Genomic DNA, 25,749 nt, shown 5'->3' on the forward strand with positions numbered 1-25,749 from the left:
ACACTCAGGAGGCCCCATTTATGCGCTACATGATGACCTACGACCTGATGGAAACTGCGCGAAACACCAACCAGTGGCTTGGTGCAACCGCCAGCGCGATGGCGTCTTATCCGATGTTTTCCATGGTGCCGAACCCCGCATTCAACTGGATGGCCGCCTGGGGTGAAGTGACCGAGCGTACGTTCCAGCGGATGGTGGCAAAGCCCGATTGGGGTATTCGCACATTCACCTGCGAAGATGGCAAGGACCACCTGGTTGAAATCACGACTGTTCTGGAACGCCCTTTTGGTGATCTGGTACATTTCCGCGTCAATGGCCGGAAAGAACAACCCCGCAAAGTGCTGTTGGTTGCCCCGATGTCCGGGCACTATGCAACGTTGCTGCGCTCGACGGTGAAAAGCCTTCTGGTCAATTGCGAAGTCTACATCACAGATTGGCATAATGCGCGCGATATCCCTGTATCCGCAGGTAAATTCGATGTCGAAGACTACACGCTCTATCTTGTAGATTTTATGAAAAAGCTTGGGCCAGACACCCATGTTGTTGCCGTTTGCCAACCTGCGCCTCTGACATTGGCCGCAACGGCATACCTGGCCGAGATTGAACCCAAAGCGCAGCCAAGCACCCTGACGCTGATTGGTGGCCCCGTCGATCCGGACGCCACGCCGACCGATGTGACGGACTTCGGCCGTCGCGTCACCATGGGCCAGTTGGAAGAAACAATGATTCAGCGCGTTGGCTTCAAGTACAAGGGCGTAGGGCGCATGGTCTATCCGGGACTGCTGCAATTGGCCTCGTTCATGTCCATGAATGCAGACCGTCACTCCAAAGCGTTTTCCGACCAGATTCAGCGCGTCATGCGGGACGAGGCCTCAGATCAGGATGCGCATAACCGCTTCTACGACGAATACCTGGCCGTTATGGACATGACGGCCGAGTTCTATCTTTCGACGGTCGAGCGGGTCTTTAAGAATCGAGAGATTGCGAGAAACGAGTTCGTGGTCGCGGGTCACAAGGTGGACATCAGTAAGATTACTGATGTTGCGGTGAAGACTGTCGAAGGTGCAAATGATGACATCTCTGCACCCGGCCAGTGTATTGCCGCGCTGGATTTGTGCACCGGCCTGCCCGACAGTAAAAAGGCAAGCCACGTTGAACCCGGCGCCGGTCACTATGGTATCTTCGCAGGCCGCAGCTGGCGCGACAACATTCGTCCTCTTGTGATTGATTTCATGAACGAAAATGCGCGAAAACCAAACCGTCGCGCGGCCAATTCCAACAAGGTTGCCTAACCGAAATGAGTGGGTCAGCGCAAAATGGCCTTACCTTTTCCTGCCAATGCGGCAACTTGCAGGGACGCATTTCACCCCGCGGTGTTCAGCAAGGGACACATGTTGAGTGTTTCTGTCACGATTGCCGTGCCGCTCAACTATATTTCAAGCAACCCGACCCTGCACCTGCGCCTGTCGAGATTTTTCAGATCGCACCGGATGAGATCGAAATCAGCACCGGAAGTCAGTATCTTGCGGCGATGCAACTCAGCCCCAAGGGCATGCTGCGTTGGTACGCCAGTTGCTGTAACGCACCTTTGGCGGCAACGCCCAAAACCGCGAAACTCCCGTTTGCTGGCGTTATCGTCGGCAGGGTTGCGGGTGGAGCTTCGACGCTGGGACCCGTCACGACACGTGGGTTTGTTCCCCAACCGGACGGAAAGCAAAAGCACGAAAATCCCGGCCCCGCCATTTTTGGGCTGTTGCGCAGGGCCGCCGGATCGCGCCTGTCCGGGCGGTGGAAGAACACGCCGTTTTTCGACCAAAAAACTGGTAAACCCGTGGTGACGCCAACTGTCATTTCAAAGACCGAACGCGCGACGTTTTACCAGTAATCAAACCGTTGCTGGGCGTCCAACCAGGTTTGCAGCGCCTCATTGACGAGGTCGGGCGTTTCGAGGGTCGGCAAGTGACCAGCCTTTTCAATAACCAGCAGTTCCGCTCCGGGTATGAGCTCTGCCATGAAAGAATGCCGTTTGACCGGTGTCATAGTGTCATGCGCACCGCACAGAACCAACGTGGGAACCTTGATGCGACGCAATGCGGCTTGTTGATCCGGGCGGCGTTGCAGAGCACGCATCTGACGCACGAAGGTTTCAACACCCAAATCCTGTGCCATTGCCAATAAGCCGTTCAGGATGGGAATGCGCTGCGGGCCCGGTGCCAGCGTGTCGGACCCCACAAGTTTCCGCATGACCTCCTCCAACCGGCCACCCTGCGCGCCAATGATCAGGTCTTCGCGACTGGCAGCCATTTGAGGCGTGTCCGCCTGTGCATCAGTGGCCATCAGGCACAGGCGTGACACACGTTCCGGCGCCCGGCGGATCAGCTCTAACGCCACCACACCACCCATGCTGAATCCAGCCAGTGCAAACCGATGTGGAAGCTGGTCCAGCAGACCCGAGGCGATCTCTTCGATACGCCCACCTGCGGAAATCGGCGCAACGGTTACGGGTCGCGTCCGCGAAATCACCTCGATCTGAGGGCGATACAGTCGGGCATCGCACATCAGTCCAGGTAGCAGTACCAGCGGCTCGATCACACGGGGCCTCCATGCGCTCGGTATTCCGAGCCTTTGGGTTTGTAGTCAGGTTGAGAGTTTATCACATTCAAACCAGCGGAACGTCACGGATAGGCGATTGCCCGAAAAACCGGAAAGTCAGCATAGCGGCACCACCGTGAAGCTGCACTTTCCTCGGGCTCAGCGCCCGGTTTCAGCAGGCATCCGCGTGGCGCAATGTAGCTGTCAATCCGGCGCTGCGGTTTAGGGCGCCACACCAGATTGAAAGCGCAGAGTTTCGGAAAAAACCAGATCTCGGAATAATCCAGGTGATCATGCATCCACCATGCCAGATCCCGCCAATCCCTGCCCTGCGCATACTGATCCGCGAACCAGGGAATTACAACAGACGCCCCGGCAATCCGCGCATCCCCGGCCCCACGATCCCAGATGTGGCATTCCAACGGGTGATCATTCCGGGCGCAGTTCAGTTTGTTTTCATTGCCAAACCTGTTTAGCGACGGTGAGCGATAGCCCGAGCGCACGGCGATCCTGCCAAAGGTCTCTTCCAGAGGGTCCAGCAGAGTTTCACAGAACGCACGTCCTGTCTCGATAGCCAGATCCGGGTTGTCTGGAATGTTCTGTTTCTGGTGAAAGTTCCCGATCTCGGAATAGAGGAAATCGCGCATGAAGAAATACCGGGACAGACGAACGCGCCCCAACGTCTCAAGGCTCCACATACTGCCCGGCTTTCGCATCGTCCCTCGACCCGAGGCCGCCATCATTCCACCCCCAGCCCTTTTAGCCAATCCAGAATACCGTCCACAGCCGCGCCGGTCTGCCCTGGCGACATCAGGCGACCGGCAATAACATGAGATGACGGATCATCCTCGGGGCCCATTGTCACCAGTTTGACGGATGTTGGCGCACCCCACACTTTGGCGACCTCGTGGGTTCGGTCAGGGCGCACCACCTGATCGTTGTCCGAGAACCAGAACAGCACGGGCACCAGGGCATTCGAGAAATCCAGCGCATAGACTTTCTCAACGAGAACGGACATAGGCACGACCGATTCCCACGGATAGACAGTAGACCAATATTTGTTCTTCTCCGGGTCTGGCCCCGATACATCGCGTTCGTCCCCCATCAGGACCGGTAACCAATCCCTTGCCCATGGCAAAGTGGGGATCCAGGCCGCAGACGTGTTGACCCCGAAATTAGGTGAGACAAAGACCATGCCGACAACATCTTTGCTGAGGCTGGCATCCAAAGCGGCGGCGGCTGCAAGCGTCGCACCGGTCGACGTTGAGATCACGATCACCTTGTCCCCAACAGCACGCGCGGCTGCCAATCCCTCGGCGGTGTCCTGCATCCAGCCCGAGGCAGTGCCTTCCGCCATGGCTGATCCGCTTCGCCCGTGACCTTGCAGGCGTGTGTAAACCAGATTGGCTCCCAGCGCGTCTGCCACAAGGTCTGGTACTGGCCGGATTTCCTCGGAACTTGCTGAAAAGCCATGGATGTAAAGAACGGAATACGGGGTGCGCCGCTCGTTATGGCCATCTTGCCAGATCACTCGTTTTTCGACACCCGGAACGATATCGTCAAACGCGGCTTCGGTGCTTTCGAAATAAACCTGTACGCCCTCACCAAACTTGCGCGGATCAAAGCTTGGGTGCAGGTTCACCTCTTCGCGCGGGCCAAACCAGTAGGCAAGGCCGCCGAGGGCAATCAACGCAAGGAACAAGCGCCCCAGAAGCCATCCCAAACGCCGCATTACGCGTCTCCCAACACGTCCAGAACCGCCGCCTCGATCAAGCCAAGACATGCATCATCCGAGAACCTGTGATCGGCATCCTTGACCAAAAGAAGCTGCATGTCCGGCCCTGTTGCTTTGTCCAGCAGCCGAACGGCAGTTTCAGTCGATACCGCTGTATCCGCTGTTCCCTGCAGGAAACGAACCTTGAACGGCAGGTTCAACGTGTCGCGCAGAACAAGACGCTGCCGCCCATCTTCGATCATCCGTTTGGTGACGATATAAGGCTCCATGTAATCGGACGGCAACTCGACATGCCCGACCGTTTCCAGGGCGGCTTTCTGGTTATCGGTGAATGAAGCCCAATAGCCATCTTCCGTGAAATCCGGCGCGGCGGCGATCGTGACCATACCTGCTATCCGGTCCGGCATGGCCTTGGCCAGCAAAAGCGCCTGCCACCCCCCCATGGACGAGCCGACAACGATCAGCGGCCCCTTGGTCAAGGCATCGACCGCAGCAACAGTGTCCTCATGCCAATCCCCAATGCAGCCATCCGTGAAAGCACCAGAGCTTTCGCCGTGACCGGAATAATCAAACCGCAAAAAGGCCCGCCCCCGCGCCTGCGCCCAAGCTTCCAGATGGACTGCCTTGGTGCCTTCCATATCCGACATGAGCCCACCCAGAAAAACGATGGTCGGCCCTGCCCCTTCGGTCTTGTGATAAGCCAGTCGCCGCCCCTGCGGCGTCTCCAGAAAATTCGTCGCTGCCATGAAACCTTCTTTCCTTTTATTGCATCATGCACGCCCCACCCCCGAGTGCAATTCCGCCCACTTCATCTTTTTTCAAATACTCCGGGGAGCGCGAGGGGCTGGCCCCTCGCCCCTACACTTGACACAGGCATATCCACCTGCCACATCAGCCAGACGCAAATAACCCGCAACCGGGCGTTCAGTGGGCGCCAAACCGACGAGGAGAGCCGACATGGCCCTGGATTCAAAATCCGTCTCTCTCACTTTCCCAGATGGCAATGCACGTTCCTATGACGCAGGGGTTACGCCTGCACAGGTGGCTGCCGATATTTCAAGTTCGCTGGCCAAAAAGGCCATCTCGGCCACCGTTGACGGCAGGCACTGGGACCTGCAATGGCCGATCGAAGCCGATGCACAGATTGCCATCCACACCATGAAGGATGACGCACAGGCCAACGAACTGATCCGCCACGATCTGGCCCACATCATGGCCCGCGCCGTGCAGGAAATCTGGCCTGCGACCAAGGTCACCATCGGCCCCGTTATCGAAAACGGCTGGTATTATGACTTCGACCGGGAAGAACCGTTCACGCCCGAAGATCTTGGCCTCATCGAGAAAAAGATGAAAGAGATCATCAACAAGCGCGACCCAGTCACCACCGAGGTTTGGGACCGCGAGCGGGCCATCGAGTTCTACAAGGCCAACAATGAGCCCTATAAGGTTGAGCTGATCGAAGCCATTCCCGGGGATGAGCCGTTGCGCATGTACTGGCACGGCCACTGGCAGGATTTGTGCCGCGGTCCGCATCTGCAACATACCGGTCAGGTTCCCGGTGATGCGTTCAAGCTGATGTCCATCGCTGGCGCCTATTGGCGCGGCGACAGCAACCGCGCGATGTTGCAACGCATTTACGGCGTGGCCTTCACCGGCAAGGAAAAGCTGAAAGACCACCTGCATATGCTGGAAGAGGCCGCAAAGCGCGACCACCGCAAACTGGGCCGCGAGATGGACCTGTTTCACATGCAGGAAGAAGCCCCCGGTCAGATTTTCTGGCACCCCAATGGCTGGACCATCTACACCCAGTTGCAGGACTACATGCGCCGTCAGCAGCGCAGGGGTGGTTATGTGGAGGTAAACACGCCGCAGGTCGTTGACCGCAAGCTTTGGGAACGTTCAGGCCACTGGGACAAGTACCAGGAAAACATGTTCATTGTCGAAGTCGACGAGGAACATGCCCGTGAAAAGGCCGTCAACGCGCTCAAACCGATGAACTGCCCCTGCCATGTCGAGATTTTCAAGCAAGGCCTGAAATCCTATCGCGACCTGCCGCTGCGCATGGCCGAGTTCGGGTCGTGCAACCGGTACGAACCCTCTGGCGCGTTGCATGGCATCATGCGGGTGCGTGGGTTCACGCAGGACGACGCCCACATCTTTTCAACCGAAGAACAGATCGAGGCGGAGACCGCCGAATTCATCCGTTTCCTCAGTGTGATCTACAAGGATCTGGGATTCGAGGATTTTTCGGTGAAGTTCTCAGACCGTCCCGAAACCCGCGCCGGATCGGACGATGTCTGGGACAAGGCCGAAGCGGCGCTTTTGTCCGCCACCCGTGCCGCCGGGATCGAACCGGAACTGAACCCGGGCGAAGGTGCATTCTATGGTCCGAAACTGGAATTCGTGCTGACGGACGCCATCGGGCGTGACTGGCAATGCGGCACCTTCCAGGTCGATTTTGTTCTGCCCGAACGGCTGGATTCCACCTATATCGGCGCCGACGGGGCCAAGCACCGCCCGGTCATGCTGCACCGCGCAACACTTGGTTCGTTCGAACGCTTCATCGGTATCTTGATCGAGGAACACGCAGGCAAATTGCCGTTCTGGCTGGCCCCGCGTCAGGTCGTCGTCGCGTCCATCACGTCCGACGCGGACGACTATGTCACCGAAGTGGTCGAAACCCTGCGTGCTGCGGGTGTGCGGGCCGAGGCCGACATCCGCAATGAAAAGATCAACTATAAGGTCCGTGAGCATTCGGTCGGCAAAGTACCTGTAATTCTGGCCGTCGGTCACCGCGAAGTTGACGAACGCACCGTAAGCGTGCGGCGACTGGGTGAAAAACAGACCCAGGTACAACCGCTTGATGCTGTAACAAATGAGCTGGCACGCGCCGCCACCCCGCCAGATCTGCTGTAACAAACAGCACCATATCCAAAAAAATCCGACCCCTCATATGGGGTCGGATTGTAACATTTCACCCTTTCTTCATCAAAAACAGTGTATTACGCTGCAAGGGGGCAGGCCGCCCCATGACGCGCTTGTGAGACACGGGCTCGTGAATTCAACTCTGCCCACCAAGCCACTACCTTTGTCATTGTCACAAGCAGACATACCCAGTCATCAAGAGGATTACCGAGATGTCGAAAACAGCTAAATCCCTGGTTATCGCAACCGCAGTCGCAGCCGCCGTATCGGGTGCCGCAACCACAGCCAGCGCACAAGCAAAAGAAAAGTGCTATGGTGTATCGCTGGCCGGTCAGAACGACTGTGCCGCAGGCCCCGGCACCACCTGCGCAGGCACCTCGACCGTTGATTATCAGGGCAACGCATGGACCCTGGTTGACGCAGGCACTTGCGCCGACATCGAACTGCCTGCGGAAGCAAACGGCACGCCGCGCAAAGGTTCGTTGGAAGCGCTGGAACGCGACCTGCCGGCATAAGATTGGCCTGACGATTTCAAGGGGCGGGCACCATCGCCCGCCCTTTCCCTTTCGTGATCAAGGAACTGGCCCATGTTGGATGACAGCCACCGGTCAAACCGCCTGCCCGCAGCACCGGGCGTTGGCTACAAGCCGCAGCATTTTGCTCAGATACTTGAACACGCACAGCCCGTTGCATGGCTGGAGATCCATGCCGAGAACTATATGGGCGACGGCGGGCGGCCCTTGGCGCAGCTGCGCCACCTTTCCGAACATTTCCCAATCTCGGTCCATGGCGTTGGCCTGTCCATTGGCGGTGAAGGCGCGCTGGACCCCGATCATCTGGCCCGGCTGAAACACTTGGTCGGCTGGCTGAACCCCGCAAGCTTTTCCGAACATTTGGCTTGGTCCACCCATGACAGCCATTTCTACAACGACCTGCTGCCCCTGCCCTATATAGACGAAACTCTAGCGCGGGTTTGTGAACATATCGATCAGGTCCAGCACACTGTCGGGCGGCAGATGCTGCTGGAAAATCCGTCCAGCTATCTGGCCTTCGAGGAAAGCACCTGGTCCGAACCTGATTTCCTGAGGGAGATTGCAAAGCGCACCGGATGCGGCCTGTTGCTTGACGTAAACAATGTCTTTGTCTCAGCCACCAATCTGGATTTCTCGCCGCAAGGTTATATTGACGCTTATCCGCTTGAAAAAGTGTCGGAAATTCACCTTGGCGGCCATGATGAGGATGAAGACGATCACGGTCATCCGCTGCTAATCGACAATCACGGACGAGAAGTGGTCGACCCGGTGTGGGCTCTGCTGGATTATGTGCTGGAGCGTTCGGGGCCAAAACCCGTTCTGATCGAATGGGACACGGATGTGCCGGATTGGCCCGTTCTGCGGAATGAGGCCGTTCGCGCGCAATCCGCTCTGGACCGGATACCGGTATGAGCGTTTCGCAATCTGAATTCCGCGCGGCCATGATGGATGCGTCAGCGCCCGTTCCCGGTGGATTACTGGATGGCGGCGCGCGACCTGCCGGTCGCAGGTTCAGCGTGTACCGCAACAATGTTGCGGTGTCGCTGACCGAGGCGATGCATCAGGCGTTTCCCGTGATTGCCAAGTTGCTAGGGGCGCAGAACATGGATGGGCTGGCCGGGATTTTCCTGCGTCAACATCCGCCCTCCTCTCCGCTGATGATGTTTTATGGCGAGGCGTTTCCTGATTTTCTGGCCGGAATGCCTCAACTTTCCCACCTTGGATACCTGCCGGACGTGGCCCGGTTGGAGATTGCCTTGCGCAAGTCCTACCACGCCGCCGACAGCGAACCTGCACCGGCAGATGTCCTAGCGGTCGAGCCCGAACAGGTCATGCAGGCCCGGTTGCAGTTTGCACCGGCCATGCAGTTGATCCGCTCGGACTGGCCCATTCATGCAATCTGGCGCCTCAACATGGAAACCAATGCTCCGAAACCGGATGCACGGGCCGAGGATGTGTTGATCACCCGCGCCGAATTCGATCCCACACCCAATCTGCTTCCGGCAGGTGGTGCAGATTGGATCGCCCATATGCTGAGCGGCGACACAATCGGTGAAGCATTTGAAAAAACGACTGCCGAACTGCCTGAATTTGATCTTGGAACCACTCTGGCACTGCTGTTGCAGGGCGGTGCAATAACCTCTGTGACTATCGAAAGGCTGGAGACATGACTGCTTTGATCTCAACCTACAATAACACCATGGGAAAACTGGACCTTGCGTCTGGCTGGTTGACCCCTACGCTGGCACGACTGGTCTTTGTTGCGGTTCTTCTGGTTTATTACTGGAACTCAGCCATGCTGAAGATCGACGGATCGATCTTTTCGCCTTCGGCAGGTGCCTTTGGTCAGATATTCCCAAAAGCGGCCGAGGCTGTTCTTTATGACGTCTCCCAAATGACGTTCTTCCAACGCATCGTCATTTTCATGGGAACAATTGCCGAATTTGTTCTTCCGACCCTTCTTCTGGTTGGACTATTCTCGCGTCTGGCGGCTTTGGGCATGATCGGTTTTATCTGGGTACAGACACTTGTCGACGTCACCGGCCATGGCGTGAAACTGGGCAGCCTGTTCGACGCGGCGCCGTCCCTGATGGATCAGCGCACGATGTGGACCTTCCTGATGCTGGTGATCGTCATCAACGGCGCAGGGCCGATCTCGCTCGACCGGATCCTGCGCCTTAAGTAACTTAGAAATGTGCCTTGGGCTGGTCCGGTTTTCCCGCGGCCAGTCCAAGTATCCCGGCGATCCCGGCAAATGTGATCGGGAACATGGTGAAAACACCAAAACCAAAGGCGTAGTACATCGCAGCCGCTGACCCCAGCAACAAGACCCCGCCAATCAACGCGCGCGCTGGCGCCATGGCCCCGCCCGCGATTGCAAGCAAGGGCGCGATAATCGAAATGGCTTGTACCATATCGGGATTGTCGACCTGGCTTAGAACTCCGTCAATTTCACCGACATGGTCGACCACGACCACCTTCGCATAGCCGAAGAACCCGACGATCATTCCGATCAACCCGGCGATTACACCCAATAACATTGCGGCATTACGCATTGAAAATCCTCATTGTAGCTTTCACGCAGATAAGCACCCGTTCAGGAAATGCCAAGCTGAGCACGGGTTTCAGCTGTCCAACCCAACAACAGCCTGCCATCGACTTCGATCAATGGGCGTTTCATCAGGGTCGGGTGCTCTTTCAAAAGCTCCAAAGGGGGCTTGGCACGCTGGGTTTCGTCCAATCCGCGCCATGTCGTCGATCTGGTATTAAGCAAGTCATTGCCGAACTCGGCAAAGGCCCGTGACAGCACCGAACCCGGCACACCGTCGCTGCGTACATCAGAAAATTTGACGTCTGGCAGCGATTTCAATGCCTTGCGACAGGTGTCACAGTTTTTCAATCCATAAAGCTGCATGTCTTTGACGCTCCTGCCCATGCTTTGATTTTAAGCAATCTTGCCCGCTTCTTGCGGTTATTCTTGATTTTTTACTTCACCGTGCAATGTTGAAAAAGGCGAAACACACGAATTGGACTGTTCAGCCAGTGCCAAAACAACTTTTTCGTGGTGACGCTGACCACAGCCCCCACCAATTTGTGGGACAATGCGTAAGTAGAAGGAGACACGGGACATGCCAACCGGCACCGTGAAATGGTTCAATACCACTAAAGGCTATGGATTTATTGCCCCTGACGAAGGGGGCAAAGATGTGTTTGTACATATCTCGGCCGTAGAACGGTCCGGCCTCACCGGACTCGCAGACAACCAAAAAGTTTCGTACGAGTTGCAGGACGGACGCGACGGCCGCCAAATGGCAGCTGATTTGAAACCACTGTAACGACATCCCGCTAAACACGCGGTTGATCATTAAGGATGACGGCCAATTTCCGGCCGTTATCCATCCCCCACCGGTTTCGTTCCATTACCCTCGCGCGGGCTTGGCGTCGGCGTGGGTATTCCAGTTTTCGCCCATGGCAACGATGCAGGATGTGCCTGTCGCGTAGGTGACAACCATGGTCCAGTCCCCGTGCTGACTTGCCCAGACTTCCATAATCTGTTCCGGCCCGCGAACACCCGATGCCACGCGCCGCGCACCGAACTGCCTTTCCAGTTTCTGGTGCAACCGGAGCGTCGGTTCGCACAAAACCTCAGCTATGGGGGACTTGGCCTGCGCAGGCAAGGCGAGACCAAAAAACAGACATAACAGAGCAAAATGCAAAATGCGGGCCATGGAACAAGTGTAACAATTCCATGACGACACGTATAGACAAAAGCTATGCAGCTCGTCAGCTCTATTTGCGAATGATCGCCTCGAACTCACGCCATTCGCGCGCTGTCATCCCCGAGTTTTCTTGCGTGACCGCCTCTCCTGCCAGCATGCGTTGCAGGCTTTCGACCATCTGGGCAGACAGGTTCACCGCACCCAGCCGGTAATCCTCGAACGCCTTATACGCAAACGGCACCCAATCAGCGACGATCTTGCACATCGCCTCGGCATAAACGCGGATTTCATACTGAGCATGCGGATCGGCCCGCAGGCGCAGGAAGTGGAACAGATTATGCAGATCCACCTTCCAATACCATTGCGTATAAACGTTTGCGGGTAGGTTCATGCGGGCCAGTTCACGTGCTAGCCCCTGCTGCCCGTCCTGGCTGATCATGGACTCGTAATTGTCATAGCACCGCGTGCTGTCGGCCTTGAGGGTTTCCAATACGCGCGCGGCCTCTTCACCTTCCAACGTTGCCCCACGGCCCTGATTGTTCACTTCGGACTGTGCCGCCACATGTTCTGGGGCTGGGATATAGAACTCGCGATCCAGAATTGAATACCGTGCCGAGTATTCATTCACATTGGCGGTCCGGTGCCGGATCCACTGCCGCGCCACGAACACAGGCAATTTCACATGCAATTTGACTTCGCACATTTCGAATGGCGTGGAATGCCAGTGCCGCATCAGATACCGGATCAACCCCTCGTCATTCTGAACGGATTTGGTGCCTGTGCCATATGAAACGCGCGCAGCCTGACAGATGGCGGCATCGTCCCCCATATAGTCGATCACGCGGACAAAGCCATGATCCAGAACCTGATGCGCCGTGTACAGGTGGTCTTCCATTCCCACCGAGACAACTCGACGCGTGGGATGCGATTGCGCGCGTTGCGCGTCGATCTCGGCCTGTTGGTCAGGGGACAGCGGCATCGAATCTTCCTTTCTGGCAATGAGTCGCCTGCTACTATATATCGCCGATCCCGGCACAGGAACCGCGATATATGCCGCAGCGGACGCAAAAAACAAATTGCTGCTGAGGGCTCTATCGACACATCGAGGCGGAGCGCTAAGCTCTTGGCAATGTGAGTCGAAAAAGGATGGCCGAAATGGCGCTGAAATATCTTCACACCATGGTCCGCGTGAAGGATCTGGAAAAATCCATGGCGTTTTACGAGCTTCTGGGTCTGAAAGAAACACGTCGGTATGACAGTGAAGCCGGGCGATTTTCTCTGATCTTCATGGCCCCTCCGGGACAGGAAGACGCGCCGATCGAGTTGACGTACAACTGGGACGGCGATGACGCGTTGCCAGCCGACAGCCGCCACTTCGGCCATCTGGCCTACGGTGTCGACAATATCTACGAGGTTTGCCAGCATCTTCAGAACAACGGCGTTACGATCAATCGCCCGCCAAGGGATGGTCGCATGGCTTTTGTTCGATCGCCCGACAACATCTCGGTTGAGCTTTTGCAGAATGGAGAAGCACTGGAACCAGCCGAACCCTGGGCCAGCATGGAGAGCAGTGGTCACTGGTGATCCGTTGGCTGATAGCGTTTGGGCTGGTCGTTCAGGCCAGCCCTGTTAAGGCCGAGCAATGCCGCTTGGCGCTGGCCTTGGCGATGGATATTTCCGTTTCAGTCGATGAGGCTGAAGATGTGTTGCAACGGCAGGGGTTGGCCGCCGCCTTGATTGCGCCCGAAGTGCAAGAGGCCTTCTTTTCTTCACCGATGCCCGTTGCCCTGGCGGTATATGAGTGGAGTGGCCGCTCAACCCAAAATGTCGTCCTGAACTGGACAATGATCGATGACGTTGGTGATCTGCTGTTCGCATCCAGCCAGATCAGCCAATCCGTCCGATCTGACAGCGGATCGGCAACAGCTATGGGCTATGCGTTGGCATACGGTGCAAGTCTTATGGAGCAAGCGCCGCAATGCTTGTTTCAAACCATTGACCTGTCCGGCGACGGCACGAACAACGATGGCTATGGGCCGCAGATCGCCTATCGGCACTTTCCCTTTCAAAACACTGTCGTGAATGGGCTTGTGATCAACGCGGCGGATTTCGAGGGAGAATTGTTCCTGATCCCTTTCTTCGAAAATAATGTCCTGCACGGGCCCGGCGCCTTTTTGGAAATTGCCACCGGGTTTGAAGATTTCGAGCGCGCCATGCGAAAGAAACTGAAACGGGAACTGAGCGGTCTGCAAATCGGTGCATTACGGAACGAAGGCCCATGATACGTCGCGTGGTCGTCTTTCTGGCTTGCCTGTTATCAGGACCTGCCTTTGGCGAGTGTCGTCAGGCACTTGCCCTGGGGCTGGATGTGTCGGGTTCGGTCGACAGCCAGGAATACAGGCTGCAACTGGACGGGCTGGCGTCGGCCCTGAGCCGCCCCGAAGTCAGCCAGCTGATGTTGTCGGACGGCGCAACCTCCTTACGTCTGACGATCTTCGAATGGAGCGAGCGGGGACATGAACGGATGCTGTTGGAGTGGACAGAAGTACGGTCCCCCGCCGACCTGATCGCAATCAGTGATCGTTTGATCCGAACCTCGCGCAGCACAGCACCGCAGGGAACGGCGGTAGGGTCGGCCATGTTATTTGGCTCTTCCCTGCTTGATCAGCAAAGGGGATGCTGGCGCCGTACGCTGGATCTGTCCGGGGATGGTAAACATAACCTTGGACCGCATCCACGAGATGTGAAAGCCAGTTTACGACATAGCGGGATCACGATTAACGGGCTGGTGATCGGCGCTGACGATCCGAAGGAAGGTGATCGGAGATATGTTCAGGTGGGTGAACTTTCAGCTTATTATTCAGCCTGGGTCATTTTGGGGCCAAACGCGTTCGTAGAAGTGGCGCTGGGCTTTGAGGCGTATGAAGAGGCCATGACTCGCAAACTTCTTCGTGAGCTGGACAGTCTTGTCCTGTCTGACGCCCGCCACTGATCAATAGATATACCTTATCTGATCCGTCCAGTACCGTTCAACGCGACGCAGCGAACTGGTGATATCTTCGATGCCTTCAAGCCCAAGCACCCCCCTGCCTTGCAGGCCTTCGGCGTGACGCGCAAACAGCTTGGACACGATATTGCGGATTTCCCTGCCTTGCGGCGTCAGGCGCACGCGAACTGAACGGCGATCAATCTCGCATCTTTGGTGGTGCATATAACCCATCTCAACCAGTTTCTTGAGGTTATAGCTGACATTGCTGCCCTGATAGTACCCACGGCTTTTCAGTTCGCCTGCCGTGACTTCGTGATCACCGATATTGAACAGCAACAACGCCTGAACCGCATTGATTTCCAATACGCCGACGCGCTCAAACTCGTCCTTGATGACATCCAGCAACAACCGGTGCAGTCGCTCCACCAGGGCCAGCGCCTCAAGATAGCTGGTTATGAAACCCTTAGTCTCTGGTGTGGAGACCTGCATTTCCATACTCATCCGACCCTCCGATTCAGTCGCGCTGTTTGACACACGATGAACCGAAAATCCGAAAAATCGGTTAAGCGGAACTTTGCCTTATTTCTGAAAGGTTTGCGCTATGTCTGCAATCAGGCTGGCAAATCGCGCCGGAGGCTGCACCTGCCCCGTGACCCATTGATAAAGGTCCTGATCGTTTTCATGCAACAGCGCGTCATAGACATCCAGCCCGGCGGCATCCATGTCGGCCAGATTGCCCCCCGCATAGGCGGACAGGATAATGTCCATCTCTTTGATGCCGCGTCGCATCGACCGCATTTGCATGCGCTTGATACGCACATCCCGGGGTTCGCTCAATTCTTCTGCTCCAGCATCTGACGCATTTTCTTTTCCAGACGCGCTGCGCGTTCAGAACAGGCGCGCATTTCCGCACGGATGGCGCGCAGTTCGGCCACGGCCGAGGACAGTTCCATACCGCCTTCGCCTTCATCCACAGGCGCATCCATGCCGTCGCCCTCGCCGGTCAACAACCACATGATTGAGACATTGACCATGCCCGCCATCATCGACAGCCTGTTGGCCCGGGGTTCGGACAGATCGTTTTCCCAATCTGAAATTGTCGCCTTTTTGACCCCAAGACGCCGCGCCAGTTGCGCCTGCGTCATTCCCGCGGCTTCGCGTGCGCCTGCCAGACGGTCTCCGAATGTCGCAGAATCCGGACCGTACCAGTCGTTTTCATCATTCATTCGGGTCTCCATCTCACATTGTCTATACTGCTTGATCGTCACTCGGACGCACCCTATGACAGTCGGGCTGAACATACAAACCGAGGCCGAGCATGAGTTTTCTGTCTGCGACACTGTCACGCGTCAAACCTTCACCCACCATCGCAATGACAGCCAAGGCAGCCGAGCTGAAGGCCGCCGGACGTGATGTCATCGGCCTAAGCGCTGGTGAGCCGGATTTTGACACACCCCAGAACATCAAAGACGCCGCTGTTGCGGCCATCGCAGCAGGCAAAACCAAATACACCGCGCCGGACGGCATTCCCGAGCTGAAACAAGCGGCATGTGCCAAGATGAAACGTGACCACGGGCTGGACTATTCGCCGGCCCAGATCTCGGTCGGGACCGGTGGCAAGCAAACGCTGTACAATGCTCTGATGGCGACGATGAATGAAGGCGACGAGGTGATCATCCCTGCACCGTACTGGGTCAGCTACCCCGATATGGTGCTTTTGGCCGGTGGCACCCCTGTTGTGGTCGAGACGACGCTGGAAAACAGTTTCAAGCTGACCCCAGAACAACTGGAAGCCGCCATCACGCCCAAGACAAAGTGGTTCATCTTTAACTCGCCTTCGAACCCAACGGGCGCAGGGTACAGTCGGGATGAACTGAAGGCGCTGACCGATGTTCTGATGCGTCATCCGCATGTCTGGATCATGTCGGACGACATGTACGAACATCTGGCCTATGACGGGTTTGAGTTCTGCACCCCGGCCGAGGTTGAACCCGGTCTATTTGACCGAACCCTCACCTGCAACGGGGTTTCAAAAGCCTATGCCATGACCGGTTGGCGCATCGGTTATGCTGCCGGTCCGGTCGAAATCATCGCGGCCATGCGCAAGATCCAGTCGCAATCCACCTCGAACCCCTGCTCGGTCAGTCAGTGGGCTGCCGTCGAGGCCCTGAACGGAACTCAGGATTTTCTGGCCCCGAATAACGAGACATTCAGGCGCCGGCGCGATCTGGTGGTTCGGATGCTGAACGAGATTGATGGCGTCACCTGCCCCACACCCGAAGGGGCCTTTTATGTCTATCCGTCTATCGCCGGATTGATCGGGAAGACGACGCCCGCTGGGACCGTTCTGGTAGACGACGAAGCCTTTGCAACCGCACTTCTGGAAGAAGCCGACGTGGCCGTTGTATTTGGCGCCGCCTTTGGCCTGTCGCCGAATTTCCGCGTCAGCTATGCTACGTCCGACGCGGCACTGACCGAAGCTTGCAGCCGCATCCAGCGTTTTTGTGCTTCTCTGAGGTGACCATGTCCGCCGAACTGCCTGAGTATTACTTTCGCATACGTGAAAACGGTGCTGCGGTGTTTCGGATCGATACGGAAAACCGTCAGCGCCGGATCGAGATGGACCAGATTGCCGTCATCAATATCCGCAATGGCGAGGTCAAGCCGCACGGGCAGCGGACGTTGTCAGACCGGGATCAGGCCGAGATTGCCCAATGGATGGAAGAGCGCCGGGCCCTGCTGGCCCAGCGCGACATTGACGATATCCATCGCGCGGTCGACTATCTGAATCTGACCACGCAATGGGCACAGTCCAAGGCAAGCGACACGCAGCTGGAGGATGTGACAGACAGGTTATTGATGGCCATGCACGACCTGCGTACGGTACTGGTGCGAAAAAAGGCAGATCGGCTGGACAAAGACTAGGCGGGCTCGGCCGATGCCTGTATCTGCTGTACCGAATACATCCAGAATCGGGTCATGAGAAGCACGGCTGCGAAGGCGAGACCAAGCACCAGGCCCAGCCAGACGCCGATGCCGTCCATATGACGGACAAAGCCGAAATAATACGACGCGGGAATCCCTACGACCCAATAGCTGAGCGCCGCCATGACCATTGGGATCTTGGCATCCTGCAACCCGCGCAGCAGGCCCAGCGCAATCACCTGCGCGCCGTCGACCAGCTGAAACAAAGCCGCCATGGCAAGCAATCCGGTACCGATAGTCAGGATTTGGCCCCGCTGCGGGTCATCTGTTTCCATGAACAGGGAAATCAAAGGCTCGGCGCAGGTCAGGAACAGAATGATGGTTGCCACCGACATGACCAGCGACATACCAGTCACGGAAATTGCACCCTTTTCCAGATGCGCCCTGTCCCGACGACCCAGCGCATTGCCAGCCCGGATGGTCGCCGCATTTGATAACCCCAGGTGAACCATGAAAGTGGCAGAAGCCAGATTCAGGGCGATCCCATGCGCAGCCAGCGGGACCTGACCCAGCCAGCCCATCATCACCGCAGAAGTCGCGAACAGTGAAACTTCGGCCAATGTGGTCAAGCCGATGGGTACACCCAACTTCCATACGCTGGCAAACATTTCCCAATCCGGTCGCCAGAACCGCTGGAATAGGCTGTGCTCTGGCAACGTCCGGATCACATAGATAACAACCGCGATCAGCGAAACAACTTGTGTCGTGATCGAGGCGATTGCCGCCCCTGTCACGCCCAGTTCGGGGGCACCCCAGTTGCCGAAGATCAGCGCATAATTGGTCAGCCCGTTCACAGCCGCCGCCGCAATTGTGATCCACAAAACAATCTGCGTTCGCTCCAATGCCGCCAGATAGCTTTTCAACACCATCACAATGAGGGCCGGAAACAATCCCCAACCGGCAACTCGCAGATATTCGGCTGCGGTTTCAGCAATTTGCGGTTCCTGCTTCATGGCGATCAGGATCGGATAGGACCACCACAGCAAGGGCATGACAACCACGGCATACAGCAACGACAACCATAGCCCCATCCGGGTCGAGCGGCGAATGCTGGTCTCGTCCCCTTCCGCCGCCGCTGTGGCCACCATGGGCATGACGGCCCATCCAAATCCCGCACCAAACAAAAACAACACGAAATAATAACTGTTGGCCAAGGTAACGGCCGCCAACGCCTCGACCCCGTACCAACCCAGCATGATGGTGTCGGTCAAGCCGATTGCGTACTGCGCCAGATGACCGCCAACCAGTGGCAGGCCGAGAACGGCAATAGCCCGAAAATGGGCCGGATATGTCATCACCTTTGTCATTGCTCCAGCCATATGCGCGCCATTGGCGCGGGACAAGAGCGGATCGGCAATATTTCATATTGAGACTTTTATGCCCGACCGTTTCCTGAGGCCGGGCATCTTTGCAATCAGCGGGCGTCGGGGTGCAGAGCCGTACCCAGAATATGCTCGGACCGGTGAATAACGTGATGCGCCTGCCCTACGATCAGCGGATCAGGCTCGCCCACGATATCGTGATCCTTGCCGGGGTAATCCAGCGAGGACAGGAAGTGACGCATACAGTTCAGGCGTGCGCGTTTCTTGTCATTTGACTTGATGATCGTCCAGGGTGCGTCAGCCGTATCCGTGTAAAAGAACATGGCTTCTTTCGCCTCGGTATAATCATCCCACTTGCTGAGGCTCGCCTTGTCGATGGGCGACAGTTTCCATTGCTTCAAGGGGTCGGTTTCACGGCTTTTGAAACGGCGTTGCTGCTCTTGCTGTGTAACCGAGAACCAGTATTTGTATAGCTGAATGCCAGAGCGCACCAGCATCCGTTCCAACTCGGGCGTTTGCCGCATGAACTCAAGATATTCGTTGGGCGTGCAGAACCCCATGACCCGCTCCACACCCGCGCGGTTGTACCAGGACCGGTCATAGAACACCATCTCGCCCACGGTCGGCATCTCTTGAATGTAGCGCTGGTAGTACCACTGGCCTTTCTCTTCCCAGGTCGGTTTGTTCAATGCAACAACACGGGCCTGACGCGGGTTCAGGTGCTCCATGAACCGCTTGATCGTACCCCCTTTGCCTGCCGCATCGCGCCCTTCGAACAACAAGACAAACCGCTGCCCCGTTTCCTGCGCCCACAGCTGAACCTTCAAAAGCTCGGCCTGCAGATTGGCTTTTTGCGTCTCATACACCGACCGGGCCATTTTGCGGCCATAGGGGTATTTCCCACTTTCAAACGCCTGCCGGATTTTCTCGGGGCTAGGCGCTGAAGGGTCGGTGTCTTTGGCGAGCGTGGTCTTGATCTGGGTGGGTTCTGCGTTGGTCGTGGCAATGGCGTCCATACATCCTATCCTTTTCTACTGTCCTGAAGGGTGGCTAGCAGAAAGCTCGGAAATGCGCTTTGATTGGTGTCAAATAGATGCCTCAAAAACCCATGATTTCCAGCGCGGATCCCTTGTTCCAATGCAGACGTCTTTTTTCAAGCTGAACGGCCATTCTTTCCACGTCAGGACATGGGGCGACAAAGCCGCGCCACCATTATTGATGCTGCATGGTTTCCCCGAATACAGCGGTGCCTGGGCCGATCTTGCGCCTCATCTGGCCGAACGCTTTTATTGTATTGCTCCGGACCAGCGCGGTTATGGCCAAAGCTGGTGTCCCGAAGGGGTGCAGAACTATACCCTGTCGCAACTGGTCTCAGACATGGCCGCACTGATTGAAACCAGCGGCGCGCCTGTTGCGCTGCTGGGTCACGACTGGGGCGCATCGGTGGCTTATGGCGTTGCCATGTTCCGCCCGGAACTCGTTGATCGGTTAATCATTGCAAACGGCGTACATCCGGTGCCGTTTCAACGCGCGATGGCCTTGGGTGGCGCACAATCCACAGCCTCGCAATATATCAATCTGCTGCGAGCACCCGATGCCGCACAAAAACTGTTCGAAAACAACTTTGCGATGCTGGAACAGTTCTTTCGCCATGGTATGGGGCTGGACTGGTTGACCGAAGCTCGCATGGCCGACTACCGCACTGAATGGGCCCGACCCGGTCGGCTGCAGGCGATGCTGAACTGGTACAGAGCCTCTCCGTTGGTTGTCGCCAAACCCGGTGTCCCCGCGACAGACCTGCCCGACCTGCCGCTCGACCGGTTGCATGTCAGGTGTCCGCACTTGTTGATTTGGGGGCCGGATGACAAAGCCCTTTTACCGGAAGCCACTGAGGGGCTGGAGGCGTTTGCCACCCACCTCACCCGTGTCACGATCCCTGGGACCGATCATTGGTTGCATCATCAAAACCCGCGGGCCGTGGCGCAGGCCATTCTGGAATGGACTGGCCTGACGTAATCAGGCCCCACCCGCGCGCAACGGCAAGCCAGGCAGCCTTTGTCGCAGCACCAACGATATCTGTAGCACCTTACCGGTGCCCCCAATCGTCAGGGTTGTCAGAGTTGTTCGGCGACAACCCCAACTCATCACCATCGGTTGAGCACCCAAGCCCCAGAACCGTCCGGTTTGCATATGAAAAATAGGAGCAAACCTGATTGATCTCTAGGATTTCGCCATCATCCCACCCCGCGTCGCGCAGGGCGCTGACATCCGCCTCGACCAGATCGCCCGGCGCTTCGGTCAGCTTGCGGGCATAATCCATCGCAGCCATTTGCGCCGCATCCAGCGGTGCAGCCGAGGGATCGCGCGCCTCAATCGCTGCCCTGATCGCGTTGCCACGCACCGTATCACCCAGCAAGCGCTGAAGACCTGCAAAGTGATGCTCGACGCAATACCCGCACCGGTTCAGTGAGCTGACCCAAACCCCCAGCACTTCCAGAAACCATTTCGGTATCTTGTTGCCCGAATGATGCAGCACTGCCTTGTACATGGCCATATGGCCTTCCATCGAATGCGGTCGAAGGCTGTGTGCCATCATGATGTTGTCTACGTTATTGTTCGGCCCGGTCACGCGTTCGTAGAGTTTCTTCAACTTTCCAGTCGCGTCTTCGAACGGAACGGTTCTGATCCAGCTCATTTATTCACCTCCGCTTTACCGGGATCAAAGGACTGGTTATCTGCACGGATTGCAAGCGGCTTGACAGAAAACGCACAACACCTCGCGTCCCTCTTCCCCCGGACCACATCACCTGCCATAATGGCGGAAACCCAAAAACAAGAGCAGCACCCATGCCCGAAGATCTGTTGACGCCCAGCGCCACCTCTACCTATGACGCCTCCTCGATCGAGGTGCTCGAAGGGCTGGAACCGGTTCGCAAACGCCCCGGCATGTATATTGGCGGCACGGATGAGCGTGCGCTGCACCATATGTTGGCCGAGATCCTCGACAACTCGATGGACGAGGCGGTGGCAGGCCATGCCAACCGGATCGAGGTCGAGCTGCATTCCGACTACGCCCTGACCGTCCGTGACAACGGGCGCGGTATCCCGATCGACCCGCATCCGAAATTTCCGGGCAAGTCCGCGTTGGAGGTGATCCTGTGTACCCTGCACGCGGGTGGCAAGTTCTCGGGCAAGGCCTATCAGACCTCGGGCGGCTTGCACGGGGTTGGTGCGTCGGTGGTGAACGCGCTGTCTGATTCGATGGTCGTGAAGGTGGCGCGGGACAAGCAGCTATATGAACAACGTTTCTCGCGCGGCATCCCGCTTGGCCCGGTCGAAAAGGTTGGCGCGGCCCCGAACCGGCGCGGCACAACGGTGACCTTCCACGCCGACCCGGACATCTTTGGCCATCACAAGTTCAAACCCGCGCGGCTGTTCAAATCCATCCGCTCCAAGGCCTATCTGTTCTCGGGCGTCGAAATCCGCTGGAAAACCGCCATCGATGACGGCGAAACCCCGCTTGAGGCCTCGTTCCACTTTCCCGGTGGCCTGTCGGATTACCTGAAAGAGACGATGAACGGCTCGTCCACCTATGCCGAGCAACCCTTTGCGGGCACCGTCGATTTCAACGAGAAATTCGGCACCCCAGGCAAGGTCGAATGGGCGATCAACTGGACACCGTCGCGTGATGGATTCATCCAGTCCTACTGTAACACCGTTCCCACCCCCGAAGGCGGCACCCATGTGGCTGGGTTCTGGGCCGCGATCCTCAAGGGGATCAAGGCCTATGGCGAGTTGATCAACAACAAAAAGGCCGCGCAGATCACCCGCGACGACCTGCTGACAGGTGGCTGCGCGCTGGTGTCGTGCTTTATCCGCGAGCCGGAATTCGTGGGCCAGACCAAGGACCGTCTGGCCACAGTCGAGGCGCAGCGGCTGGTCGAAAACGCGGTCCGCGACCATTTCGACAACTGGCTGGCAGCTGATACGAAATCCGCCGGCGCGATCCTCGACTTCCTCATCCTGAGGGCCGAAGAACGCCTGCGCCGTCGGGCCGAGAAAGAAACGCAACGCAAGTCCGCCACTAAGAAACTTCGTCTTCCCGGCAAGCTGGTGGACTGTTCCAGTTCAACACGCGACGGCACGGAATTATTCATCGTCGAAGGCGATTCTGCGGGTGGCTCGGCCAAGATGGGTCGTGACCGCAAAACGCAGGCCCTGCTGCCCCTGCGCGGCAAAATCCTGAACGTGCTGGGCGCGGCCAGTTCCAAGCTGGGCACCAATGCCGAGATCAACGACCTGACCCAAGCGCTGGGTGTCGGGCTTGGCACCAAGTTCAACGTCGACGACCTGCGCTATGACAAAATCATTATCATGACCGACGCGGATGTGGACGGGGCGCATATCGCCGCGCTGCTGATGACGTTCTTCTTCACCCAGATGCGCCCGATGATTGACGCGGGCCACCTGTATCTGGCCTGCCCGCCTTTGTACCGCCTGACCCAGGGCGCCAAACGCGTCTACTGTCTGGACGAGGCCGAGCGCGACGAATGGCTGAGGAAAGGTCTGGGCGGCAAGGGCAAGATCGACGTGTCCCGCTTTAAGGGTCTGGGCGAGATGGACGCCAAGGACCTGAAAGAGACCACGATGGACCCCAAGTCCCGGAAATTGATCCGGGTCACCATCGACGAAGACGAACCCGGCGAGACCGGCGATCTGGTCGAGCGTCTGATGGGCAAAAAACCCGAACTGCGGTTCCAGTACATCCAGGAGAACGCGCGGTTTGTGGAGGAGTTGGATGTTTAGACTGGTTCACCTATTGCTAACCAGTTGAAGATTTCTGCCAAAAGCTCACTGGTTGGATACTGTCTGATTTCCTCTTCATCAGCACCCTCTGCGAGCTTCTTTTCCCAATACCACTCTTGGAAATCCGAGTACTTACCCCAGATGCGTTTTGCCGCAACGGGATCAATCCCAGCTTCTGAAACCAGCCAATTGCGAACATGTTTCACGGCATTCTGCGGAGCCTTTTGATCGTCAGTGCCGTAAGCTTCAATATCGCAACCGGAAATATCTGAAAGAGCGGCTTGGAAACGGTAACGTTTTTCTTCTAGAATCAAGAATTTTTTCTTTTCCCGACCATCACCAAAATATTGACGGCATCCAAAATCAATCCCGAGCTCAAATGGCATGTTAAGCCTGAAGTGCTCACCTTCCCGTTTGGCTTGGCAGCGACTTAGATCGTGAATTGAGTACTTTGAACACTCGATCAAGCTGCGAATTTTTTCAAGACGATTTTCGCCACTGTCATTCCGCTCTGACGCCAACCTGGGCCTGAGGCCCAGATAAGCTACGCAAAACATTATTGCTTGTAGTATTGGCTCAAAATCTTCATCAAACGGACAGTTGATAAAAACACAACTTTCAAAAGGATATTCAGGCAATACTTAGCCTTTCGACTTCACTGGATCATTCCCATATGAATCGCGTTCTCTAATTCTACCATCGCGACCATGAATATAGAGTTCCGTGCCCTGGTTTTTGGCAATTTTCCGAGCTTCACGTATTGCTTCACCCTGCGTTGTATAAGTGCTCGTAACTCTTGACGAACCTGCTTTACGCACGCTCCATTTGCCTCCATTAGGCACAACGTGCTGACCTTTGGCTGCCATATCCGACTCCTAGCCTTTGTTACGTGTCCCTATGCTTAAGATATGCCAACAAATCTCCTACTCCAACTACGAACAGCAAATAACTTAACAATTTGTGAATAAAATTAAAAAGTTGAAGCGGGTCGGGCGCGTGAATGATGCTCTACACCAAGCAATGGATTGGATAGGAAGACCCACCACCACCACACGCGCCCTCAAAAAACCAAAATCTACTGCAATTCAAACATCTTCGGTTTACTAATCAAACCAAGACCCGGCTTCCCCGTGGCAAGCTGGCTTGGATTTAACGATTAAGGATTTGCAATGGCCCGCCTTTATGACAGTCGAAAACGTGTTCTCGTAACCGGTGGGGCCGGGTTTCTGGGCTCGCATCTGTGCGACCGGCTTCTGGATCAGGGGCATGAGGTTTTGTGCGTCGACAACCTGTTCACCGGCACCAAGCGCAATATCGACCATCTGCACAGCAACCCGCGGTTCGAGTTCATGCGCCACGATGTGACCTTCCCGCTGTTCGTCGAGGTGGACGAGATATACAACCTCGCCTGCCCGGCCTCACCCGTGCATTATCAGCACGATCCGGTGCAGACGACCAAGACCAGCGTGCATGGCGCGATCAACATGCTGGGTCTGGCGAAACGTCTGAAATGCAAGATCTTTCAGGCCTCAACGTCTGAGGTTTACGGCGACCCGACGATCCATCCGCAGACCGAAGACTATTGGGGCAACGTCAACCCGGTTGGTCCGCGCTCGTGCTATGACGAGGGCAAACGCTGCGCCGAGACGTTGTTCTTTGATTACCACCGTCAGATGGGGCTTGAGATCAAGGTCGCCCGCATCTTCAACACCTACGGTCCCCGAATGCACCCCGCCGACGGGCGCGTTGTGTCGAACTTTATCATGCAGGCCCTGACCGGCGAGGCGATCACCATCTTTGGCGACGGCACGCAGACCCGGTCATTCTGCTACGTGGATGATCTGATCGAAGGGTTCATCCGCCTGATGGACACAGGCAAGGACGTCACCGGCCCCGTTAATCTGGGCAATCCCAACGAATTCTCGATGAACGAGCTGGCCAGCGAGGTGCAGGCGCTTGTTGGCGCGGAAACCCCTATCAGTTTCAGGGAGTTGCCCGAGGACGATCCGAAACAACGTCAGCCCGATATCACGCTGGCGCGGACCCTGCTGAACTGGGAACCCACAGTGCAGCTGAAGGAAGGGTTGGACGCAACGATCCGGTATTTCCGGGCGCTTCAGTCAGAAGGCGCAGCCGGATAACG

32 protein-coding genes are annotated in these 25,749 nt (G+C 56.8%); 16 read left to right on the forward strand and 16 right to left on the reverse strand.

Annotated elements, in window-relative coordinates; genetic code table 11:
- Positions 1-20: 20 nt before the first annotated feature.
- Together phaZ and ACR0J7_RS03980 are read left to right on the forward strand one after the other, a co-directional pair.
- Complete coding sequence (gene phaZ, locus ACR0J7_RS03975) at positions 21-1,292, forward strand: polyhydroxyalkanoate depolymerase (protein ID WP_480564135.1); 1,272 nt, start codon at positions 21-23, stop codon at positions 1,290-1,292.
- Positions 1,293-1,297: 5 nt separating this feature from the next.
- A complete protein-coding gene (locus ACR0J7_RS03980) occupies positions 1,298-1,885 on the forward strand; it encodes a DUF6151 family protein (RefSeq protein WP_480913345.1) in 588 nt (195 codons plus the stop codon).
- On the opposite strand, the gene ACR0J7_RS03985 is transcribed toward ACR0J7_RS03980, so the two are convergent.
- From ACR0J7_RS03985 to ACR0J7_RS04000, 4 genes are all read right to left on the reverse strand, one after another.
- Positions 1,876-2,592, reverse strand: a complete 717-nt coding sequence (locus tag ACR0J7_RS03985; protein ID WP_480913347.1) for an alpha/beta fold hydrolase — start codon at positions 2,590-2,592, stop codon at positions 1,876-1,878. The two genes, ACR0J7_RS03980 and ACR0J7_RS03985, sit on opposite strands and share 10 nt — an antisense overlap.
- Before the next feature lie 83 nt (positions 2,593-2,675).
- Positions 2,676-3,290 carry a hypothetical protein gene (locus tag ACR0J7_RS03990; RefSeq protein WP_480913391.1) on the reverse strand — a complete coding sequence of 205 codons (615 nt, stop codon included), beginning with the start codon at positions 3,288-3,290 and terminating at the stop codon, positions 2,676-2,678.
- 41 nt (positions 3,291-3,331) lie between these two features.
- Entirely contained in the window at positions 3,332-4,324 is a 993-nt protein-coding gene (locus tag ACR0J7_RS03995) for an alpha/beta hydrolase (RefSeq protein ID WP_480913349.1), read from the reverse strand.
- Positions 4,324-5,073 (reverse strand): alpha/beta fold hydrolase, encoded by a 750-nt coding sequence (locus ACR0J7_RS04000; RefSeq protein WP_480913351.1) that lies wholly within the window; start codon positions 5,071-5,073, stop codon positions 4,324-4,326. Before ACR0J7_RS04000 ends, ACR0J7_RS03995 begins: the two co-directional genes overlap by 1 nt.
- Before the next feature lie 211 nt (positions 5,074-5,284).
- Here ACR0J7_RS04000 and thrS point away from each other — a divergent pair, with 211 nt between their 5' ends.
- From thrS to ACR0J7_RS04025, 5 genes are all read left to right on the forward strand, one after another.
- Positions 5,285-7,243, forward strand: a complete 1,959-nt coding sequence (gene thrS, locus ACR0J7_RS04005; protein WP_480913353.1) for a threonine--tRNA ligase — start codon at positions 5,285-5,287, stop codon at positions 7,241-7,243.
- A gap of 221 nt (positions 7,244-7,464) precedes the next feature.
- Positions 7,465-7,767 carry a BufA1 family periplasmic bufferin-type metallophore gene (locus tag ACR0J7_RS04010; protein WP_267365389.1) on the forward strand — a complete coding sequence of 101 codons (303 nt, stop codon included), beginning with the start codon at positions 7,465-7,467 and terminating at the stop codon, positions 7,765-7,767.
- Between the two features lie 72 nt (positions 7,768-7,839).
- A complete protein-coding gene (gene bufB, locus ACR0J7_RS04015) occupies positions 7,840-8,697 on the forward strand; it encodes an MNIO family bufferin maturase (RefSeq protein WP_480564123.1) in 858 nt (285 codons plus the stop codon).
- Complete coding sequence (locus tag ACR0J7_RS04020) at positions 8,694-9,455, forward strand: HvfC/BufC family peptide modification chaperone (RefSeq protein ID WP_480564120.1); 762 nt, start codon at positions 8,694-8,696, stop codon at positions 9,453-9,455. Before bufB ends, ACR0J7_RS04020 begins: the two co-directional genes overlap by 4 nt.
- Positions 9,452-9,970 carry a DoxX family protein gene (locus tag ACR0J7_RS04025; protein WP_480504609.1) on the forward strand — a complete coding sequence of 173 codons (519 nt, stop codon included), beginning with the start codon at positions 9,452-9,454 and terminating at the stop codon, positions 9,968-9,970. The genes ACR0J7_RS04020 and ACR0J7_RS04025 overlap by 4 nt, the downstream gene beginning before the upstream one ends.
- 1 nt (position 9,971) lies before the next feature.
- Here the strand turns inward: ACR0J7_RS04025 and ACR0J7_RS04030 are convergent, their stop codons facing one another.
- Positions 9,972-10,340: a hypothetical protein gene (locus ACR0J7_RS04030; protein ID WP_480564117.1), complete on the reverse strand. Its 369-nt coding sequence runs from the start codon at positions 10,338-10,340 to the stop codon at positions 9,972-9,974.
- A 41-nt stretch (positions 10,341-10,381) separates the two neighbouring features.
- The gene (locus tag ACR0J7_RS04035; protein WP_480484202.1) at positions 10,382-10,699 is read right to left on the reverse strand and encodes an ArsC/Spx/MgsR family protein; all 318 of its coding nucleotides are present in this window, start codon (positions 10,697-10,699) and stop codon (positions 10,382-10,384) included.
- A gap of 214 nt (positions 10,700-10,913) precedes the next feature.
- Between ACR0J7_RS04035 and ACR0J7_RS04040 the strand changes: the two genes are divergently transcribed.
- Positions 10,914-11,120, forward strand: a complete 207-nt coding sequence (locus ACR0J7_RS04040) for a cold-shock protein (protein ID WP_008758035.1) — start codon at positions 10,914-10,916, stop codon at positions 11,118-11,120.
- 84 nt (positions 11,121-11,204) lie between these two features.
- Here the strand turns inward: ACR0J7_RS04040 and ACR0J7_RS04045 are convergent, their stop codons facing one another.
- On the reverse strand, positions 11,205-11,513 hold the full coding sequence (locus ACR0J7_RS04045; protein ID WP_480484203.1) for a hypothetical protein: 309 nt from the start codon (positions 11,511-11,513) through the stop codon (positions 11,205-11,207).
- A 61-nt stretch (positions 11,514-11,574) separates the two neighbouring features.
- Complete coding sequence (gene thyX, locus ACR0J7_RS04050) at positions 11,575-12,483, reverse strand: FAD-dependent thymidylate synthase (protein ID WP_480913355.1); 909 nt, start codon at positions 12,481-12,483, stop codon at positions 11,575-11,577.
- A 176-nt stretch (positions 12,484-12,659) separates the two neighbouring features.
- Between thyX and ACR0J7_RS04055 the strand changes: the two genes are divergently transcribed.
- The 3 genes from ACR0J7_RS04055 to ACR0J7_RS04065 are packed head-to-tail and all read left to right on the forward strand — an operon-like array spanning position 12,660 to position 14,496.
- A complete protein-coding gene (locus ACR0J7_RS04055) occupies positions 12,660-13,088 on the forward strand; it encodes a VOC family protein (protein WP_480504605.1) in 429 nt (142 codons plus the stop codon).
- Positions 13,085-13,786: a DUF1194 domain-containing protein gene (locus ACR0J7_RS04060; RefSeq protein ID WP_480913357.1), complete on the forward strand. Its 702-nt coding sequence runs from the start codon at positions 13,085-13,087 to the stop codon at positions 13,784-13,786. The genes ACR0J7_RS04055 and ACR0J7_RS04060 overlap by 4 nt, the downstream gene beginning before the upstream one ends.
- A complete protein-coding gene (locus ACR0J7_RS04065; protein WP_480913359.1) occupies positions 13,783-14,496 on the forward strand; it encodes a DUF1194 domain-containing protein in 714 nt (237 codons plus the stop codon). The genes ACR0J7_RS04060 and ACR0J7_RS04065 overlap by 4 nt, the downstream gene beginning before the upstream one ends.
- Here ACR0J7_RS04065 and ACR0J7_RS04070 read toward each other — a convergent pair whose 3' ends face one another.
- The 3 genes from ACR0J7_RS04070 to ACR0J7_RS04080 form a co-directional block, all read right to left on the reverse strand.
- The gene (locus tag ACR0J7_RS04070) at positions 14,497-14,994 is read right to left on the reverse strand and encodes a MarR family winged helix-turn-helix transcriptional regulator (RefSeq protein WP_480484207.1); all 498 of its coding nucleotides are present in this window, start codon (positions 14,992-14,994) and stop codon (positions 14,497-14,499) included.
- Positions 14,995-15,072: 78 nt separating this feature from the next.
- On the reverse strand, positions 15,073-15,297 hold the full coding sequence (locus tag ACR0J7_RS04075; RefSeq protein ID WP_480484273.1) for a succinate dehydrogenase assembly factor 2: 225 nt from the start codon (positions 15,295-15,297) through the stop codon (positions 15,073-15,075).
- Positions 15,298-15,326: 29 nt separating this feature from the next.
- Positions 15,327-15,719 carry a helix-turn-helix domain-containing protein gene (locus ACR0J7_RS04080; RefSeq protein ID WP_267366820.1) on the reverse strand — a complete coding sequence of 131 codons (393 nt, stop codon included), beginning with the start codon at positions 15,717-15,719 and terminating at the stop codon, positions 15,327-15,329.
- Between the two features lie 92 nt (positions 15,720-15,811).
- On the opposite strand from ACR0J7_RS04080, the gene ACR0J7_RS04085 reads away from it, so the two are divergent.
- Both ACR0J7_RS04085 and ACR0J7_RS04090 read left to right on the forward strand, forming a co-directional pair.
- Positions 15,812-17,014: a pyridoxal phosphate-dependent aminotransferase gene (locus tag ACR0J7_RS04085; protein ID WP_480484208.1), complete on the forward strand. Its 1,203-nt coding sequence runs from the start codon at positions 15,812-15,814 to the stop codon at positions 17,012-17,014.
- A 2-nt stretch (positions 17,015-17,016) separates the two neighbouring features.
- Positions 17,017-17,418, forward strand: a complete 402-nt coding sequence (locus tag ACR0J7_RS04090; protein WP_480473472.1) for a hypothetical protein — start codon at positions 17,017-17,019, stop codon at positions 17,416-17,418.
- Here ACR0J7_RS04090 and ACR0J7_RS04095 read toward each other — a convergent pair.
- Both ACR0J7_RS04095 and ppk2 read right to left on the reverse strand, forming a co-directional pair.
- Positions 17,415-18,785, reverse strand: coding sequence for an MATE family efflux transporter (locus ACR0J7_RS04095; RefSeq protein WP_480484274.1), 1,371 nt, complete (start codon positions 18,783-18,785; stop codon positions 17,415-17,417). The two genes, ACR0J7_RS04090 and ACR0J7_RS04095, sit on opposite strands and share 4 nt — an antisense overlap.
- A gap of 107 nt (positions 18,786-18,892) precedes the next feature.
- On the reverse strand, positions 18,893-19,816 hold the full coding sequence (gene ppk2, locus ACR0J7_RS04100) for a polyphosphate kinase 2 (protein ID WP_267367366.1): 924 nt from the start codon (positions 19,814-19,816) through the stop codon (positions 18,893-18,895).
- Between the two features lie 121 nt (positions 19,817-19,937).
- Here ppk2 and ACR0J7_RS04105 point away from each other — a divergent pair, with 121 nt between their 5' ends.
- Complete coding sequence (locus tag ACR0J7_RS04105) at positions 19,938-20,816, forward strand: alpha/beta fold hydrolase (protein WP_480913361.1); 879 nt, start codon at positions 19,938-19,940, stop codon at positions 20,814-20,816.
- Between the two features lie 70 nt (positions 20,817-20,886).
- On the opposite strand, the gene ACR0J7_RS04110 is transcribed toward ACR0J7_RS04105, so the two are convergent.
- Positions 20,887-21,495 carry a carboxymuconolactone decarboxylase family protein gene (locus ACR0J7_RS04110; protein ID WP_480564101.1) on the reverse strand — a complete coding sequence of 203 codons (609 nt, stop codon included), beginning with the start codon at positions 21,493-21,495 and terminating at the stop codon, positions 20,887-20,889.
- Between the two features lie 152 nt (positions 21,496-21,647).
- Here ACR0J7_RS04110 and parE point away from each other — a divergent pair, with 152 nt between their 5' ends.
- Positions 21,648-23,606, forward strand: a complete 1,959-nt coding sequence (gene parE / locus ACR0J7_RS04115) for a DNA topoisomerase IV subunit B (RefSeq protein WP_480913363.1) — start codon at positions 21,648-21,650, stop codon at positions 23,604-23,606.
- On the opposite strand, the gene ACR0J7_RS04120 is transcribed toward parE, so the two are convergent.
- Together ACR0J7_RS04120 and ACR0J7_RS04125 are read right to left on the reverse strand one after the other, a co-directional pair.
- On the reverse strand, positions 23,603-24,244 hold the full coding sequence (locus tag ACR0J7_RS04120) for a hypothetical protein (RefSeq protein ID WP_480913364.1): 642 nt from the start codon (positions 24,242-24,244) through the stop codon (positions 23,603-23,605). The two genes, parE and ACR0J7_RS04120, sit on opposite strands and share 4 nt — an antisense overlap.
- Before the next feature lie 3 nt (positions 24,245-24,247).
- On the reverse strand, positions 24,248-24,472 hold the full coding sequence (locus ACR0J7_RS04125) for a DUF2188 domain-containing protein (protein ID WP_480564095.1): 225 nt from the start codon (positions 24,470-24,472) through the stop codon (positions 24,248-24,250).
- Between the two features lie 303 nt (positions 24,473-24,775).
- On the opposite strand from ACR0J7_RS04125, the gene ACR0J7_RS04130 reads away from it, so the two are divergent.
- Entirely contained in the window at positions 24,776-25,747 is a 972-nt protein-coding gene (locus ACR0J7_RS04130; RefSeq protein ID WP_480913366.1) for a UDP-glucuronic acid decarboxylase family protein, read from the forward strand.
- Positions 25,748-25,749 lie beyond the last annotated feature (2 nt).

Source organism: Ruegeria sp. O4 (assembly GCF_056535125.1).